The 15450-nt window shown below is 67.0% G+C and carries 20 protein-coding genes; 9 read left to right on the top strand and 11 right to left on the bottom strand.

Annotated elements, in window-relative coordinates; translation table 11 throughout:
* The first annotated feature begins 12 nt into the window (after positions 1–12).
* From HYG77_RS00965 to HYG77_RS00945, 5 genes are all read left to right on the top strand, one after another.
* Positions 13–1236 (top strand): lipase family protein, encoded by a 1224-nt coding sequence (locus HYG77_RS00965; RefSeq protein WP_208961622.1) that lies wholly within the window; start codon positions 13–15, stop codon positions 1234–1236.
* A 143-nt stretch (positions 1237–1379) separates the two neighbouring features.
* Entirely contained in the window at positions 1380–2042 is a 663-nt protein-coding gene (locus HYG77_RS00960; protein WP_244373388.1) for an SDR family NAD(P)-dependent oxidoreductase, read from the top strand.
* Positions 2043–2125: 83 nt separating this feature from the next.
* Positions 2126–4447 (top strand): LuxR C-terminal-related transcriptional regulator, encoded by a 2322-nt coding sequence (locus HYG77_RS00955; RefSeq protein ID WP_208961620.1) that lies wholly within the window; start codon positions 2126–2128, stop codon positions 4445–4447.
* Between the two features lie 360 nt (positions 4448–4807).
* The gene (locus tag HYG77_RS00950) at positions 4808–5200 is read left to right on the top strand and encodes an OB-fold domain-containing protein (RefSeq protein WP_208961619.1); all 393 of its coding nucleotides are present in this window, start codon (positions 4808–4810) and stop codon (positions 5198–5200) included.
* Between the two features lie 3 nt (positions 5201–5203).
* The gene (locus tag HYG77_RS00945) at positions 5204–5527 is read left to right on the top strand and encodes a hypothetical protein (protein WP_109329842.1); all 324 of its coding nucleotides are present in this window, start codon (positions 5204–5206) and stop codon (positions 5525–5527) included.
* Between the two features lie 11 nt (positions 5528–5538).
* Here HYG77_RS00945 and HYG77_RS00940 read toward each other — a convergent pair whose 3' ends face one another.
* From HYG77_RS00940 to HYG77_RS00915, 6 genes are read right to left on the bottom strand one after another with little or no spacing between them, the layout of a single operon-like run.
* Entirely contained in the window at positions 5539–7632 is a 2094-nt protein-coding gene (locus HYG77_RS00940; RefSeq protein ID WP_208961618.1) for a xanthine dehydrogenase family protein molybdopterin-binding subunit, read from the bottom strand.
* Positions 7632–8621 carry a xanthine dehydrogenase family protein subunit M gene (locus tag HYG77_RS00935; RefSeq protein ID WP_208961617.1) on the bottom strand — a complete coding sequence of 330 codons (990 nt, stop codon included), beginning with the start codon at positions 8619–8621 and terminating at the stop codon, positions 7632–7634. The genes HYG77_RS00940 and HYG77_RS00935 overlap by 1 nt, the downstream gene beginning before the upstream one ends.
* On the bottom strand, positions 8618–9154 hold the full coding sequence (locus HYG77_RS00930; RefSeq protein WP_208961616.1) for a 2Fe-2S iron-sulfur cluster-binding protein: 537 nt from the start codon (positions 9152–9154) through the stop codon (positions 8618–8620). The genes HYG77_RS00935 and HYG77_RS00930 overlap by 4 nt, the downstream gene beginning before the upstream one ends.
* A 46-nt stretch (positions 9155–9200) precedes the next feature.
* Positions 9201–9851, bottom strand: coding sequence for a phosphate signaling complex protein PhoU (phoU, locus tag HYG77_RS00925; protein ID WP_109329850.1), 651 nt, complete (start codon positions 9849–9851; stop codon positions 9201–9203).
* Between the two features lie 39 nt (positions 9852–9890).
* Positions 9891–10160: a DUF4235 domain-containing protein gene (locus HYG77_RS00920; protein ID WP_208961615.1), complete on the bottom strand. Its 270-nt coding sequence runs from the start codon at positions 10158–10160 to the stop codon at positions 9891–9893.
* Between the two features lie 53 nt (positions 10161–10213).
* A complete protein-coding gene (locus HYG77_RS00915; RefSeq protein ID WP_109329854.1) occupies positions 10214–10675 on the bottom strand; it encodes an SRPBCC family protein in 462 nt (153 codons plus the stop codon).
* A gap of 136 nt (positions 10676–10811) precedes the next feature.
* Here HYG77_RS00915 and HYG77_RS00910 point away from each other — a divergent pair, with 136 nt between their 5' ends.
* The 3 genes from HYG77_RS00910 to HYG77_RS00900 are packed head-to-tail and all read left to right on the top strand — an operon-like array spanning position 10812 to position 12720.
* Positions 10812–12134, top strand: coding sequence for an NAD(P)/FAD-dependent oxidoreductase (locus HYG77_RS00910; protein WP_109329857.1), 1323 nt, complete (start codon positions 10812–10814; stop codon positions 12132–12134).
* 45 nt (positions 12135–12179) lie between these two features.
* The gene (locus tag HYG77_RS00905) at positions 12180–12503 is read left to right on the top strand and encodes a GNAT family N-acetyltransferase (protein ID WP_109329858.1); all 324 of its coding nucleotides are present in this window, start codon (positions 12180–12182) and stop codon (positions 12501–12503) included.
* Positions 12496–12720, top strand: a complete 225-nt coding sequence (locus HYG77_RS00900; protein WP_109329860.1) for a hypothetical protein — start codon at positions 12496–12498, stop codon at positions 12718–12720. The genes HYG77_RS00905 and HYG77_RS00900 overlap by 8 nt, the downstream gene beginning before the upstream one ends.
* Positions 12721–12767: 47 nt before the next feature.
* Here the strand turns inward: HYG77_RS00900 and HYG77_RS00895 are convergent, their stop codons facing one another.
* On the bottom strand, positions 12768–13460 hold the full coding sequence (locus tag HYG77_RS00895) for an HAD family hydrolase (RefSeq protein WP_208961614.1): 693 nt from the start codon (positions 13458–13460) through the stop codon (positions 12768–12770).
* Positions 13461–13577: 117 nt separating this feature from the next.
* On the opposite strand from HYG77_RS00895, the gene HYG77_RS00890 reads away from it, so the two are divergent.
* Positions 13578–14042 (top strand): SRPBCC family protein, encoded by a 465-nt coding sequence (locus HYG77_RS00890; protein WP_208961613.1) that lies wholly within the window; start codon positions 13578–13580, stop codon positions 14040–14042.
* An 81-nt stretch (positions 14043–14123) separates the two neighbouring features.
* Here the strand turns inward: HYG77_RS00890 and HYG77_RS00885 are convergent, their stop codons facing one another.
* The 4 genes from HYG77_RS00885 to HYG77_RS00870 form a co-directional block, all read right to left on the bottom strand.
* Entirely contained in the window at positions 14124–14393 is a 270-nt protein-coding gene (locus HYG77_RS00885; protein WP_208961612.1) for a hypothetical protein, read from the bottom strand.
* A gap of 22 nt (positions 14394–14415) precedes the next feature.
* Entirely contained in the window at positions 14416–14637 is a 222-nt protein-coding gene (locus tag HYG77_RS00880) for a hypothetical protein (protein WP_208961611.1), read from the bottom strand.
* Positions 14638–14651: 14 nt separating this feature from the next.
* Entirely contained in the window at positions 14652–14894 is a 243-nt protein-coding gene (locus tag HYG77_RS00875; protein ID WP_208961610.1) for an acyl carrier protein, read from the bottom strand.
* Positions 14895–14975: 81 nt separating this feature from the next.
* A complete protein-coding gene (locus HYG77_RS00870; protein WP_208963243.1) occupies positions 14976–15419 on the bottom strand; it encodes a DUF4383 domain-containing protein in 444 nt (147 codons plus the stop codon).
* Between the last annotated feature and the right edge of the window lie 31 nt (positions 15420–15450).

Below are 15450 nucleotides of genomic sequence, written 5' to 3'. Positions count from 1 at the left end.
CCAGGAGGCGATATGGGGCGCTCACCCAGCAAGGGCCTGTCAGCACGCGCCCTGCGCGCGGTCTTCACCGCGTGCGTCGCCGTGGCCGGTGCGGGAGGTGTGGCCGCCGCAGCACCGATCTATCCTGCCTCCGAGACGGATCCCTTCTACGTGCAGCCGTCGAACCTCGAGTCCAGCGCGGCCGGGCAGCCGATCGCCACCCGGCCCATGCCTCCGCTACTCGCATTCCCCGACACCGATGTCTGGCAGGTGAAGTACCGCACCACCAATTCGCAGGGGCGCCCGATCTCCTCGGTCAGCACCGTGCTGGTACCGCACACCCGGCCGGTGGGCGGTCCGCTGCTGTCCTATCAGCACATCATCAACGCGCTCGGACCGCGGTGCGCGCCGTCACGCACCCTGTTCACCAACGACCCGGACCTTCAGATCAAGGAGGCGCCGGCGCTGAATCTCGCACTGCAGCGGGGCTGGACGGTCGCCCTTCCCGACCACCTGGGACCCAACAGCGCCTACGGTGCGGCCAAGCTCGGCGGGTTCATCACCCTCGACGGTATTCGCGCCGTTCAGCGGGTTCCGGAACTGAACGTCGCGGAGAGCCCTGTCGCGCTGGCCGGCTACTCCGGGGGCGGCATGGCGTCGGCCTGGGCTGCGGCTCTCGCGCCGGAGTATGCCCCGGAGCTGAATATCGTCGGGGTCGCCGAGGGTGGTGTACCGATGAACATCGGGAAGATGGCCAACGGCCTGGGTATGCAGCCGCATCCGGCGTTCGGCCTGGCGATGGCGGCGGCACTCGGCCTCGAACGGGAGTATCCGGACCGGCTGCCGATCAGTGAGCAGCTCAACGATCGTGGTCTTGCCATGCGCAGCGACATGGCGAATGCGTGCACCAACGGCATCCTCGCGGCGGGCGCCGGTCGTAGTGCGACCGAGGTGGCCAAGACCACGGACCTCATGAGCAGTCCGCAGGCGTGGGAAGTACTCGACGAGAACAGTGTCGAGCTGTATCCCGGTGTGCCGACCGCGCCGATCTTCGAATGGCACAGCCCGACCGACGTGCTCATCCCCGTCGACTCGATCGAGACGACGATCGCACGGTACTGCGCGGCCGGTGTTCGGGTGCAGTCGGAACTCTTCCCGAGTCCCGACCACCTTTCGACGGCGGTCCTGGGTCTTCCCACCGCCCTGGACTACCTGGACGCGCGGTTCCGGGGCGATCCGGCACCGAGCAACTGCTGACCGACCACCCCCACTCCGGGCGGTGACATGCGGGATCGTCATCGGATTGTGTTCTGCCTGAACGGCGTCCGGATAGCGCGGCGTTTGAGCCCCGGAAACCACGGGTACCCAAAATTATGCATGCCAGCGCACTCAATGCAGTCGTGACGGGATCGGACTCGGGGATCGGCCGGGCGGTCGCACTGGCACTCGCGGACGATGGTTTCCACCTCGGGCTGGCATACGCCACGGATCGCGACCGCGCGGAGGTCACGGCCCGCGAGGTGAGGGCCAGGTCGGTGCGCGCGGTGGTGCGGAAGATGGACCTCGCCGAGCTACCCCACTCGGCCACCGCGGTCGATGAGTTCGCCCGGGAACTCGGCGGAATCGGTGTCCTCGTCAGCTGCCCGGGCAGCACAGCCGTCGAATGCATACAACGTGGTGTCCGGTACATGATCGCCGGCGGGCAAGGTGGCCGCATAGTGAACATCACCGCATCGGCGTCGTCGCTCGGCGGGCTGACTGGTCTCCTCGCCGCCGAGTTGTCGCGGTACTCCGTCACCGTCAATTCCGTCGTCGTCCCCGCCGCGGATCCCGCGTTCCCGTCCCCGGGCCGCGACGACGGGGAAGCCGCCACCGTCGCGTCGTACCTCACAGCGCCAGCCGCGATGTTCGTGACGGGCGCCCAGTACACGGTGGAAGGGCGCCGAGTCACCATTACCCCGCACAGCCTGACCGACCCCGGCCCTCGCCGTCCCGGTCCTCGGGGAAGCGACCGCATCCGCTCCTACGCGGGTCGCTGGGCACCGACCCGGTGGACTCGCTGACCCTCCGTTGTGCGAAAACTCGGTGCAGGACGAGCGTCGCTGTACCGTTGTTCCAGGGGGCGTGAAATGAGAGTGACGGCTTCATGCAGCCCGCAGCGAAGATCAAGGTGGGGAATCTGCCTCACGAGCTGACGAGTTTCGTCGGTCGGCGTCGAGAGATCGCAGAAGCGCGCGGCCTGCTGGCCACCTCACGCCTGGTCACACTCACCGGAATCGGAGGAGTCGGCAAGACCAGGCTGGCCCTGCGAGTTGCTCTCGATTCGAGTCGGGCATTCGAGGACGGTGTGTGGCTGGTCGAACTGGGCGAACTCGAGGAAGACGCCCTGGTGGTCGGTGCCGTGGTCGCAGCTCTGAAGCTGCGTGAGCAGCAATCCGAGGCACCCGAGGTGGTATTGCGGGAGTTCCTGGAGCCACGGTGCGCGCTGCTGGTCCTCGACAACTGCGAACATCTCGTGGATGCCGTCGCCGGCCTGACCGAGTTCTTGCTGCGAAGCTGCCCGGAACTGCGGATCCTCGCCACCAGCCGGGAACCACTCGGAATCCCGGGCGAGGCCACCGTTCGGGTGCCACCGCTCACGCTGCCCCACTCGGGCCATCCTGCGTCAGTGAAGGCTCTCGCCCAGTACGAGTCGGTCGCACTGTTCGCCGAGCGCGCCGCCGCGGCCGTCCCCGGATTCCATCTCACCGAGGACAACCGTGTTGCGGTCGTGCAGATCTGTCAGCAACTGGACGGTCTGCCATTGGCGATCGAACTAGCCGCAGTGCGACTCCGGGTGATGTCGGTCGAACAAATCCTTCAGCGGCTGACGGACCGCTATCAGTTGCTCACGACCGGATGCCGCGGCGCGCCCGCACGCCAGCAGACGCTCCTGTGGTGTATCGACTGGAGCCACGAACTGTGCACCCCGCAGGAACGGGAACTGTGGGGAAGGCTCGCCGTCTTCGCCGGGGGCTTCGAATTGGACGCGGTCGAGAAGATCTGTTCAGGATCGTTGCGCCCCGCCGAGGTCGTCGACGTGGTCGCCTCGCTGATCGACAAGTCGATCCTGATCCGGGAAGAGGCCAGGGGTGCGGTGCGCTACCGGCTCCTCGAGACTCTCCGCGAGTACGGCCGCGAGAAGTTGCAGGAGACCTCGGAGTTCGCGTCACTGCTGCGCCGGCACCGGAATTTCTACGAGCAATTGGCGGTGCAGGCGCGGTCCGAGTGGGTCAGCGCCCGACAGGTCAGGTGGATTCAGCGCCTGGACGCCGAGCAACCGAACTTGCGAGCCGCCCTGCATTTCTGCCTGACGTCACCGAAGGAAGCGGCGGCGGGGCTTCGCATGGCCGCGGCCTTGTACCCGTTCTGGCGGTCGCGGGGACTGCTGAGGGAGGGCAGACGCTGGGTCGACCAACTGCTGGCTGTCCGCGGCGCGGGTTCCGCGGAGGAGCGGATCCGCGCCCTCTACGTGGCGGTCATGTTGTCCGAACTCAACAGCGAGGTCGAGGCTTCGTCCGCGGCGATCGAGGAGGCTCATGCACTCGCCCAGGGGGTCGCTGACCCGATCTCGCACGCACTGATTGCTCATGCCGAAGGTGGTCGCGCGATGTTCGGCGGACATCTCGATGCGGCCCGGGCGAACTACGAGGCCGCATTGGCCGTGTTCCGCACCGACGACAATCTGCTGCACCTGATCTGGGGGCTTCTCGGACTCGCGCTGGCGACCGGTTCGACCGATCCGGATCGGTCCGCACAGTGTCAGAGCGAGATACTCGCCCTCACCGAAGCGCACGGCGAGTCGGTGTATCGCAGTTGGTCACTGTGGGCGGCAGGTATGTCGGCGTGGCAGCACCGCGACTTCGAGGGCGCGGAGGGTCTGCTGAAACAGGGTCTGCAACTGGCCGGGATGGTCGACGACCGCATCAGTGCTGCCGGATGCCTGGAAGTGCTGGGCTGGATCGCAGTGGGTAGGGGAGACAGCCACCATGCTGCCGAACTGATGGGGGCCGCGCACGCGCTGGCGCATGCGGTCGGCAATCCGAATACGGTCTATCCGAACCAGCGCATCCATCATCTCGACTGCGCCGAACAGGCGCGACGGGACATCGGTGACCGCGCGTTCGAGGCCGCCTTCCATCAGGGAATGAACACCTGCCTCGAGGAGGCCGCAGCGGCTGTGCTGGGGACGAAGCAGCGCACGAATCCGAACACCGATCAATCGCAGACCGCCCTGACACGCCGCGAATGGCAGGTGGCCGAACTCGTCGCCGACGGGCTGACCAACAAGGCGATCGCCGCCACCCTGGTCATCTCGCAACGCACCGCCCAGGGACACGTCGAGCACATTCTGGCAAAACTCGGCTTCACCTCCCGCACCCAGATCGCGGCGTGGGTCGTGGAGCACGCGCAGGATCGGCACGTCTGACAACTGCGCGGCCGGGACGGGGATGGCGTCGCGGGGGCGAAACAGGTATGTGCCCGGGTCGATCGGCCGCTGTACTTTCCGGCGGCACGGGTCAAGCTCATACGCGTCCCTCTTTTCAGCCGGTACAACCCCCGAGGCCCCAATGTCCCCTACACCGCGAACGCACCGAAAGCCCGACTCCCACCGCGCTCGGCCCCCGATCCTTCGGCGGTCTCACCAGACCGACGGGTGTCGACTCCGGAGCGGGGGGAAACGGAGGTTGTTCGGCAGGGTGGGTCGGGGGACACCGCGCAGCAGGCCGTTACCTTTCGCGTCCGTGACGCCGACGGTAAGTCTCACCTTCGCCGGGCGGGTGACGGTATGAGCCCGGAACGACACAGCCGCGGGCATGCGCTCGCGAAGGCGTGCGCGCTGATGATCCAACGCTGCCGCAGCTGCACGACCCTGTTGGCACCGCTGATGGCCACGTGCTCGACGTGCCAGGGTTCCGATTTCGAGCAGGTGCCCTCGTGTGGTGTCGGTTCGATCGTCTCGTCCAAATCGATCGAACGTGAACGGCGCGGGCGGGATCGTGTCTCGGCCCCCTGCACGATCGCGATCGTGGAACTCGACGAAGGCCCCTGGGTGTATACCTGGATCGACGGCGAGGTCCCTGCCTCTTCCTCCCAGCATCCCGTCCGTGTCGAGTTCCGGCCGGCGGCAGCAGCCGAGCAGCTACCCGTGTTCGCGATCCGGCACTCCAGCGAGGGCTGACCCATGCAGACACGTCCTGCGGTCGAGCCCGGCGAGAAGTACGACGCCGAATGGATCCGCTTCTGGCTCGGCCGGTGTGAATGGCTCGAGCGGACCCATTCGCTGAGTTCGGACGGCCGATGGATGGCAGTCTTCGCCATTCAGTGGGCCCCGTTCGGCGGTGCCGCCGCGGCGGACCTGATGGAACGTTTCGGCGTCGAGCGGGAGCGTTTCCTGGAACTCGTCCTCACAGCACTGGCACCGCGCAGCTCTGATCTGCAGCGGATTCGCGCGGTGAAAAGTCGTCTGCGGGCCTCCCTCGAGCACGCGTGGCGGCGGATCGAGTAGTCGCGCCGCGGTCAGTCGTGCAACAGATCGTCGAGGTGGATCGGTACCGCCCTGACCCGGATGCCAGTGGCGCTGCGCACCGCGTTCGCCACGGCAGCGGCCGCACCGACGATGCCGATCTCCCCCGCACCTTTCGAGCCGATCGGATTGGCGTGCTCGTCGACGTCCGCGAGGCAGACGGCATCAAGGTAGCGGATGTCGGCGTGCGCGGCGATGTGGTAGCCCGCGAGGTCGTGGCTGACGATGTGGCCGAAACGTGGATCCCCGACGCTTTCCTCGTGCAGGGCCATCGACACTCCCATCGTCATGCCGCCGATGAGTTGGGAGCGGACCGTCCGCGCATTGACGACCCGTCCGATGGCGAACACCCCGAGCATCCGCTCCACCCGAATCTCACAGGTGTCGCGATGGACGTGTGCCTCCACGAAATGGGCGCCGAACGAATGGAGTGCGAATTTTTCGGCGTCGGGATTACCCGGTGTCTCCGCACTCGCTTCCGCCCCCGGGTGCGGCGTCGTGCCGTGTGTGTCGCGGAACGCCCGGGCCGCGGCGACGACGGCACTGCCCCAGGAACTGATACCCGTGGAACCTCCGGCCACCGTGGCGGACGGTAGGTCGCTGTCGCCGATCTCCAGGTCGATCGCGTCGAGAGGACAGCCGAGGGCATCGGCCGCGATCTGGGTGAGGGCGGTCCACGTTCCGGTGCCGATGTCGACGGACCCGATCTGCACCCGGTACCTGTCCCCCTCGTAGCGAATGCGCGCAACCGACCCCGGTGACGTGTTCGCCGGGTAGGTCGCGGCGGCCACTCCGTACCCGACCGACCAGTCCGAGCCGGAGCGAATCCCGGCCTTGGTGTCCCGGTCGGCCCAGCCGAAACGTTCGGCGCCTTCGCGGAGGCAATCGACGAGGCGCCGGCCCGACCACGGGTGCCCGGACTCCGGGTCGGTGGCCGGCTCATTTCTGATGCGCAGTTCGATCGGGTCGATGCCGCATACCTCGGCGAGTTCGTCCATTGCGACTTCGGCCGCGAACATTCCGGGTGTCTCGCCCGGGGCCCGCATCCAGGACGGTGCGGGCACGTCGAGGGCAACGAGGCGATGTGAGGTGTACCGGGCGGGGGAGGAGTACATCATCCGCGTCGGCACCGCCGCCTGCTCGGCGAATTCTTTGATCTTGGCGGACTGGGTGAGCACCTCGTGGGAGATGGCGGTCAGGTGACCGTCGGTGTCCGCGGCGAGCCGGATGTGCTGCAGCGTCGGGGCTCGGTAGGCGGACAGCGCGAACATCTGCTGCCGGGTGACCGCGAACTTGACCGGCCGGCCCGGTACCTTCTGCGCCGCCAGCGTCACCAGCACGTTGTGCGCGTGAGGCAACCCCTTCGATCCGAAGCCGCCGCCGACGTGTGGTGCGATGACCCGGATGTCCTCCGGTTCGAGACCGAACACCGGCGCCAACGTCTTCCGGACCGAATGAACGCCCTGCGTCGAATCGTGCAGTGTCAGGACGGGGCCCGGTCCACCCGGCCGCCACAGGGCGATCGTGGTGTGCGGCTCCATCGGATTGTTGTGCTCCATGGCCGTGGAGTACACCTGGTCGACCGTCCGTGGGGCGGTGGTCAACGCCGCCTCCACATCACCGCTTCGCGTGTCGGTGGGAAACCCGCCATTCACTGTTTCCGGGGCGTAGAAGTCGCTCCGGTCGGCGCGGAAGTCGGTGTCGTGGTCACGCACCTCGTACTCGACTCGGATCAGGTCGGCAGCCTGACGGGCAGCTTCGGGCGACTCCGCGACCACCGCGCCGAGGAACTGGCCCCGGAAGTGGACCTCGGGGTCCTGCAGGATCGCGAGTTCACCGTCGGAGGTGTCCGCGAGCCGCGGCGCATCGAACACCGTCAGTATGGTGACCACCCCGTCCACGGCCTGCGCGTCCCCCGCATCCACGGCGGTGACCTTCCCGCGGGCGATGCTCGACAGGACGGGATGCAGATAAGTCGGATCCGGCACTGCGTGCTCGAAGGCATACCGCGCCGCACCGGTCACCTTGTCGTGACCATCGAGGCGCTCGGCGGGCGTTCCGACGACCCTCGGTTCGAGCAACGCCATCAGCGTGCCTCCTCGGCGAGGGAACGGAGCGTCGCGGACAGGACGCGTCTGGTGAGGGTCACCTTGAACTCGTTACCCGGCAGGGGGCTCACCGCGGACAGTTCGGCGTCGGCCGCCGCCGCGAAGGTCTGCTCCGTGGGTACGGAACCGTTCAGCATTTCTTCGGCTCGCCCCGCGCGCCACGGTCGGTGCGCCACCCCGCCGAGTGCGATCCGCGCAGAACTGATGCGGTCGTTCTCGATCGTCAGGTCCGCGGCCACCGACACGAGCGCGAACGCGAACGACGCCCGGTCACGCACCTTGCGGTACGCCGACCGGCTTGCCGCCAACGGCGGTGGAAGTTCCACCGCGGTGACGAGTTCACCGTGCGTGAGCTCGGTGTCCCGGTCGGGGCTGTCCCCGGGGAGCCGATAGAACTCGGCCAGGGGAATGCGCCGGTCGCCGTCGACACTCCGCACGACCACCACTGCGTCGAGCGCCGTCATAGCGACGGCCATGTCGGACGGATGCACGGCCACGCAGTGCTCGGAGGCACCGAGGATGGCGGAGTAGCGGGCATACCCTCCGAGAGCAGAGCAGCCGGTACCCGGTGCCCGTTTGTTGCACGGTGTCGTCACGTCCTGGAAGTACACGCACCGAGTGCGCTGGAGGAGGTTGCCCGCGGTGGTGGCAAGATTACGGAGCTGACCCGACGCACCGGACAGCAGTGCCCTCGACAGCATCGGGTACCGCGAACGGACGAGTTCGTGCGCGGCCAGATCGCTGTTGCGGACGGTGGCACCGATTCGAAGTCCGCCGTCCGGGAGTTCGTCTACGTCGCCGAGGGGAAGTGCACTGACATCCACCAGTCGACCCGGCTGCGTCACACCGAGTTTCATGTGATCCACGAGGTTGGTGCCGCCGGCCAGGAAGCGCGCGTCGGGGTCCGCGGTGACGGTGGCGACGGCCCCGTCGACGTCGGTGGCCCGTTCGTAGTCGAACGGGATCATGCCTCCGCCGCCTGACGAATCGCGGCCAGAATATTCGTGTACGCGCCGCAGCGGCACAGGTTCCCGCTCATCCGTTCACGGATCTCGTCGTCGGTCAGCTCGGGCGGCGCCGTCAGATCCTCGGTGACGTTGCTCGGGTGCTGCGCCCAGAACTCGTCGAGCATTCCGACGGCGGAGCAGATCTGACCGGGTGTGCAGTAGCCGCACTGCAGCCCATCCTGCTCGACGAATGCCTGCTGCATCGCGTGCAGCTCGTCGCCGTCGGCCAGGCCGCGCGCCGTGGTGATGCGGGCACCGTCGTGGGCGACGGCGAAGGTCAGGCAGGTGGTGGCCCGCCGACCGTCCAGTAGCACGGTGCACGAACCGCACTGGCCGTGATCGCATCCCTTCTTGGGTGCCGTCACATCCAGATGCTCCCGCAGGGCGTCCAGCAGCGTCGTCCGCGTGTCGACCTCGAGGGTGCGATGTTCGCCGTCGACGTCGAGGGCGATCTTCGCGTGCCGTGCGCCGCGCGGACCGGAAGGGTGATTCATATGTTGAGGCGTACCCAGGAGCCCAGATTCCGAACCGCATCTGCCGCTAGCCCTGGTCGGGGAGGACTCCGGTCTCGAGGAAGATCACCCGCCTGCCGATTTCGACGGTGTGATCGCAGAACCTTTCGTAGAACCGGCCGAGGAGAGTGATGTCGACCGCAGCCTTGACACCGTGTGGCCAGTCCTCGGCCTGCGTGATCGCGAAGAGTCCGCGATGCAGGTCGTCCATCGTGTCGTCGGCGGTCAACAATCCCCTGGCGCGTTCGGGGTCGCGGTGCTGCAGGACCTGCTCGGTTTCCTCGGCCTGGGCCACCGCGACCGCACCCATCCGGGTGAACACCTCGAGCACCTCGTCCGGGACGACATGCTCCGGATGCCGTCGGCGGACGATCTTCGCGATGTGCACCGCGAGGCCACCCATTCGATGCAGGTCGGCGGAGATGTGGAGACCGCCCACCATGAATCGGAGATCGTGAGCGACCGGCGCCTGCAACGCCAGCAGTGAGAACGCGCGCTGTTCCCAGCGGGACGCGGCTGCGTCGAGCTCGCCGCTCACGTCGATGACGTGCTCGGCGAGTCCCAGGTCCGCCTGCAGCAACGCACCACTGGCCTCCCGCATCGCCGTCACGGTGAGTCGGCACATAGCAGCCAGGTCACCAGCGAGACTGTCGATGTTCTCCGCGAATCGTGTGCGCATCGGGTCAGCCTAGGTGTGTTCTGTAGCAAGTGCGTTGCTCTAGCGGGGGTCCGCGTGCGCGAGCTTGCGGTATCCCCGCGCCCCTGCCCGGTCGACCGCAGCTCGGACCAGACCGAAAATCGTGCCCTGCACGGCGGCGGCGATGAATACCTCGCGATCGGTGCGGGAGAGATCCTTCGGGTCCGGCAACTCCGGTTCACCAGCCACGCGCTTCCACACCTGGCCGAACACCGCTCCCGCCAGTATTCCGCCGCCGACACTCGCGGCGAGGGCCAGTGGTTTGTACATCACTTTCGATACGGCACTCATGTTCTCGTCCTTTGCGGTGTCGTCGCGGGTCGCGGTAGTCGGTGATCTGGTCCTCAGGGGCCGGGGCGATCGACCTCACCGCGCCACGCATCGGTCTCGGTGCCACGGGACTCGATGAACTCCTTGAACCGGGCCATGTCGCCTTTCACTCTCTTGCCGAGCAAACCCAGCTTGTCGGCCACGTTCTCGACGAACCCGTCGGGGTCGACGTCCATCTGCGCCGTCACGCGTGTCTTGTCATCGTCCAGACGGTGAAAGGTGATCACCCCGGCGTGATTGGGGCCGTCATCGGACTTCCATGCCACCCGTTCGTCGGGATGCTGCTCGGTGATGGTGGCATCGAACTCGCGTTTCACCCCGGCGATCGACACGACCCAATGGACGTGTGTCGGATCGATCTGACGGATTTCGTCAACACCCTCCATGAATCGAGGGAATTCTTCGAACTGCGTCCACTGGTTGTATGCCGTGTTCACCGGAACGGACACGTCCACGGCCTCGGTGATGGTGCTCATTTCGTCTCCTGTCGGTCGGTGTCGCGGTGAACGCGTACCCCGAGGGGGCTCGGGTCAATCCGGCGAGGAGGACCGGGCCCGCACGGACCCCTGGGCTCATGTTTCAGAATTCCCCGGGTGGGGCAATGCCCCTTATATGGCCAACGAATCAACTGGAGGGCCGCCGCGGATCGTCGTGGTGGGAAGCGGCTTCGCCGGATTCGAATGTGCGCGGCGACTTCGGCGCTCACTGCGCGACACCGGCGCCCGCATCATCATGGTCTCGCCCAACGACTACATGCTCTATACCCCGTTGCTGCCCGAGGTGGCGGGCGGCATTTTGGACGCCCGGTTCGTCACCATCGCATTGTCGGACGCGCTCCCCGGCGTCGAACTCGTCCGGGGCGCTGTCGATTCCATCGACCTCGACAATCGCACCGTGCACGTCACCGATTGCGAGGCGGGTGCGGAGGTGCTGTCGTGGGACCGGCTGGTGTTCACGCCCGGCTCGGTGACGCGACTGTTCGACATCCCGGGCCTCCTCGACCACGGTCGGGGACTGAAAACGCCCGCGGAGGCGCTGTACTTCCGTGACCAGCTCCTCACTCAACTCGAAATGGCCAGCCGCGACACCGACCCCCGGGAATCCCGGGCGCGGCGGACATTCGTCGTGGTGGGCGCGTCCTACGCCGGGACGGAGTTGATTGCCCAACTGCGCGCTCTGGCCGACAGCGCGGCCGCCCGCCAGGGCCTCGACCCGACCGCGGTCCGGTTCGTGCTTCTGGACGCCGCAGACAAGGTGATGCCGGAAGTGGGGGAGAAGCTCGGTGCCCAGGTGCTCGACGTGCTGCGGTCGCGCGGCATCGAGGTGCGGCTCGAGACGACGCTGACCGAGCTCACCGAGAACAGCGTGACCCTGAGCGACGGCACGGTGCTCCCCACCCACACGGTCGCCTGGGTGACCGGAGTGACCGCGAATCCTCTCGTCGACACGCTCGGCCTGCCCACCGAGAAAGGCAGGCTGAAGGTCGCCGCGGACCTGTCCGTCGAGGGACACCCCGGGGTCTTCGCCGGCGGGGACGCCGCGGCCGTCCCAGATCCGCGCCACCAGGGGTCGATCACCCCACCGACGGCGCAACATGCGGTTCGTCAAGGGCGCACACTCGCCCGCAACGTCGCGGCCAGCCTCGGGGTCGGCGAGGCGAAACCCTATGCGCACCGCGACATGGGTCTCGTGGTCGATCTGGGACCCGGCTTCGCAGTGGCCAACCCGCTCGGCATCCCGCTGTCGGGACTACCCGCGAAGGTGGTGACCAGGCTGTATCACCTCTTCGCCATGCCCTCGCCGGTCAATCGGTGGGCGGTCGGCCTCGCCTATCTCACCGACCTGCTGTTCCCCCGCCCGTTGGTGTCGATCGGCTTGGCCACCGAAACCCAGGCGCAGTTCGCGGTCAGCCAGGGCATCGGTGCCCGGAACTGACCGCGGCGCCGGGTACAGAAGGGTTGTCGAAGAGGAAGGAATGCGATGGCATCGCAGGTGCAGGACAATCCGCAGCGGAACCGTTATGAACTGATCGCGGACGGTGACGTTGCCGGGTTCATCGAGTATTCGGCGGGCGATGGTGTGCTCACCCTGACCCACACAGAGGTCGGTGACGCATTCGAGGGCAAGGGGTACGCGGGGCGTCTGGTGGAGGACACACTCGACGACGCCCGGAGCCGTGGGCTGGGAGTCCTTCCCGAATGCACCTACGTGCAGCAGTGGATTCGCAAACATCCGGACTACCGGACTGTGGTGCCGGAAAACGATCGGGGCCGGTTCGACCTGGAACGGAGTGACGATGAGTGAGGACAAGAGAACCTTCGTGGCACGGCGCCTCGACGAGGTGATCCACGAGTGGGAGGCGGACGCCCCGCCCGGTTCGGGCACCGGTCAGGCGGACGGGCCGCTGGTGACGGCGCAGCGCCATCGCGCCGAAGTGGACACCGCGACCGACGAACGCGTCGACGAGATCGCCGCCTCGTACCCGGATATCGCCGCGGCCTGGTCCTCGCACCGGGACTGATCGCCGGCGCAGACGGGCGCCGCGGCACCTACCGGCGACGGCGGAGGTCACCGCCCGAAAAGACTTGCGAGCGCACTCGTTTCGAGTCCGTCCGCGAGGGCTCTCGCGTCGTCGTACACTTCTTTCGCGCCGGCGTCGAGCAGTTCACCGCGTGAGATGCCGCCACTGAGCAGACCGATGAAGGGAACCCCGGCCTCGGTGGCCGCCTCGGCGTCCCATACGGCGTCCCCGACCATCACCGCGGTGTCGGGTGATGTGGACGATCGCTCCAGTGCGGTCTTCACCACCTCGGGATCCGGTTTCGCCTGTCCGACATCGCCCGAGGACGTGGTGTGCGCGATGCAGGAATCCACGTCGAGAACCGCACGAAGCACAGAGAGTTCGTCGTCGGGTGCGGAGGTCGCCAACACCACCTGCACGCCGCGACGGTGCAACTCGCGGATCAGCTCGCGGGCACCGGGGAGTGGCCGCATACTCGGCTGCAGATCCAGGTAGTACTGCTTGTGCAGCTCCTTCGCCCGATCACCCACCTCGCCGGCGGCGTCGCCCAGCAAGGTGTCGAGCAGCAACTGCGAGTCCAATCCGATGGCGCGGTGTATCCGCCATGCGTCGATGTGATGCCCGACTTCGGCGAATGCACGTTGCCACGCATCGACGTGGAGGTAATTCGAATCCACCAGCGTGCCGTCGACGTCGAACAACGCCGCCGTGGTGCCGGACCCTGACCCGGGATCTGCCACGATGAACCTCCTCGAAAACCGACACGTGTGATCGAGCAAACCACACGGGTACGATCGCGGCCAGCGGTAGCCCGGGTGGTTTCGCGGGCGCCGGCCCCGGGTATGCGGCTGTCACCGATGCACCAGCGCGAGGGAGTGATCGTCATCAAGGCTCAATGGGATACAACAGCTTCGGTGTCCGCCGTCTGGTCCGTCCTCGCCAATGGGTGGTTGTATCCGTCCTGGGTGGTGGGTGCGTCCCGCATGCGCGCCGTCAACGCGGAGTGGCCCGCCGTGGGCAGTCAGCTGCACCATTCGGTGGGTGTCTGGCCGGTACTCATCGACGACTCGACGGAAGTCCTGGAAGCCGACGAGGAGCGAGAGCTTCGGCTGCTGGCCCGGGCCACGCCCGCGACGAAAGCCGTCGTGCACCTCCGGCTCGAGCCGAGAGGTTCCGGCTGCCACCTCGAAATGGACGAGAAGGTAGCGACGCCACCGCTGAAGTGGATCCCGCGGTCGGTGCAGGATGTGGCCGTCTATCCCCGCAACCGCGAATGTCTGCGCCGGCTCGCCTTTCTGGCCGAGCAGACGTCCACCCCCTGACAACCTCCCGACTGCGCGTCACTCCCGGACTGCCCCCCCATGAGCCGCGGAAAGCGGTAGGGGCAGCGGAGAGGCCCACTCTCAACGCGGGACGAGTTCGAAGTATGCGCCGTCCTCGCCGGCGTCGGTATCGCGGTAGCGGAAGGCGAGTGCGAACCGGTCGAACGCAGAGAACCAGTCGTCCCACGAGATGCGTTCGAGGGCTTCCTCGGAAGCGCCGCCGGCGAAATCGAGCCGAAGTAAGACGGTCTCCGGGGAGCCGGCGTTGCCGACTCTGGCTGGAGCTCCGTCGTGTCGGTCCACCCACCGCCGGATCTCGGTGTGGTCGGTAGTGGTTCGGGTGCCGGTCACGGCGTTCCGGTTCCGGCCGACGTCACCGCGACACCAGCTTGAAGAAGGTGCTGTCCTCGCCGCTGGCCCTGTGCGCATGGTATAGGAACGCCAGGGCCGAGTCCTCGACGATGTCGGTCAGCGCTTCGAGGCTGTCGATCGCCGGAAGATCCTCGTCGCCCACCGGGCAGCTGCGATGATCCGAAGAGCGGATCATCGGCTCCGCCGGTTCGGCATCTCCACTCGGCATGTGCGCGTCGGTCATGTACTCACCAACGTTCAGCTCATTGCAGGGCCGGCGGCCGACGATCCGGTCATGTCCTCGAGGAACTCGTGGCAGCGGCGTGCGCGGTCGGAATCTTCCGCCATCACCTGCTCGAAGAACGACGCGATGTCGTCGCGGCCGGCGTTCTTGGCGTCCCGCACGTATTGCCCGTAGTCGTGTCCGGCCTTGAGCGAATGATATTGGACGGACACCAGGTCGTAGCTGACGTCGTCGAATCCGGTTTCTCCGGTAGCCATGATGCTTCTCCTTGTGTGCTCGTTGAAGTCCCGCCGCCCGGTGTGGCGGCGGGTGATCGATGGATAACCCGCAGGCTGGGGTTACCGCGGGGGGACCGCAGTGGTGTGTCCGGTCGACCTCAGACGGGGAAGGAGGAGGCCGAGTGCGATCATGCCGACACCCAGGGCGAAATGCAGCCAGTTGTCCGCAGTGTTCACCGGGACGAAGTTGGCTGCGCTGTCCTGGTCGATGAGGAGGCCGTAAATCCACAGGACCAGGTAGATCACGCCGCCGCCGACAAGGAAGGCCTTCGCCGTGTTGGCGGCGCGCGCCATGACAATGCCTGCGACGCCGAACAGAAGGTGCACGACGTTGTGCAGAATCGACACCTCGAAGATGCCCAGCAGCATGGCATGCGACTCGTGCCCGGCGACGGACATCATGTCGTAGTCGGTGGTCACGCCCGGGATGAACCCGAGAATGCCCACCAAGAGGAATACCGCTCCGACCACCAGCGCAGCAATCTGTACGGGTGTGGCGGTCATCGAGCTTCGGGTTGAGGTCGGTCGTGTCATC

It is taken from the genome of Rhodococcus sp. ZPP (genome assembly GCF_017656075.1).
GTDB classification, from domain to species: Bacteria; Actinomycetota; Actinomycetes; order Mycobacteriales; family Mycobacteriaceae; genus Rhodococcus_F; species Rhodococcus_F oxybenzonivorans.
Note: the sequence above shows the minus strand (reverse complement) of the source record. Positions and strands in the feature narration are given on the sequence as shown.

Excerpts from the sequence above, each read along its gene's own strand:
- HYG77_RS00965 (WP_208961622.1), top strand. The coding sequence starts at position 13 with ATGGGGCGCTCACCCAGCAAGGGCCTGTCAGCACGCGCCCTGCGCGCG.
- HYG77_RS00955 (WP_208961620.1), top strand. The coding sequence starts at position 2,126 with ATGCAGCCCGCAGCGAAGATCAAGGTGGGGAATCTGCCTCACGAGCTG.
- HYG77_RS00950 (WP_208961619.1), top strand. The coding sequence starts at position 4,808 with ATGAGCCCGGAACGACACAGCCGCGGGCATGCGCTCGCGAAGGCGTGC.
- HYG77_RS00945 (WP_109329842.1), top strand. The coding sequence starts at position 5,204 with ATGCAGACACGTCCTGCGGTCGAGCCCGGCGAGAAGTACGACGCCGAA.
- HYG77_RS00940 (WP_208961618.1), bottom strand. The coding sequence starts at position 7,632 with ATGGCGTTGCTCGAACCGAGGGTCGTCGGAACGCCCGCCGAGCGCCTC.
- HYG77_RS00935 (WP_208961617.1), bottom strand. The coding sequence starts at position 8,621 with ATGATCCCGTTCGACTACGAACGGGCCACCGACGTCGACGGGGCCGTC.
- HYG77_RS00930 (WP_208961616.1), bottom strand. The coding sequence starts at position 9,154 with ATGAATCACCCTTCCGGTCCGCGCGGCGCACGGCACGCGAAGATCGCC.
- phoU (WP_109329850.1), bottom strand. The coding sequence starts at position 9,851 with ATGCGCACACGATTCGCGGAGAACATCGACAGTCTCGCTGGTGACCTG.
- HYG77_RS00920 (WP_208961615.1), bottom strand. The coding sequence starts at position 10,160 with ATGAGTGCCGTATCGAAAGTGATGTACAAACCACTGGCCCTCGCCGCG.
- HYG77_RS00915 (WP_109329854.1), bottom strand. The coding sequence starts at position 10,675 with ATGAGCACCATCACCGAGGCCGTGGACGTGTCCGTTCCGGTGAACACG.
- HYG77_RS00910 (WP_109329857.1), top strand. The coding sequence starts at position 10,812 with ATGGCCAACGAATCAACTGGAGGGCCGCCGCGGATCGTCGTGGTGGGA.
- HYG77_RS00905 (WP_109329858.1), top strand. The coding sequence starts at position 12,180 with ATGGCATCGCAGGTGCAGGACAATCCGCAGCGGAACCGTTATGAACTG.
- HYG77_RS00900 (WP_109329860.1), top strand. The coding sequence starts at position 12,496 with ATGAGTGAGGACAAGAGAACCTTCGTGGCACGGCGCCTCGACGAGGTG.
- HYG77_RS00890 (WP_208961613.1), top strand. The coding sequence starts at position 13,578 with ATGCACCAGCGCGAGGGAGTGATCGTCATCAAGGCTCAATGGGATACA.
- HYG77_RS00880 (WP_208961611.1), bottom strand. The coding sequence starts at position 14,637 with ATGACCGACGCGCACATGCCGAGTGGAGATGCCGAACCGGCGGAGCCG.
- HYG77_RS00875 (WP_208961610.1), bottom strand. The coding sequence starts at position 14,894 with ATGGCTACCGGAGAAACCGGATTCGACGACGTCAGCTACGACCTGGTG.
- HYG77_RS00870 (WP_208963243.1), bottom strand. The coding sequence starts at position 15,419 with ATGACCGCCACACCCGTACAGATTGCTGCGCTGGTGGTCGGAGCGGTA.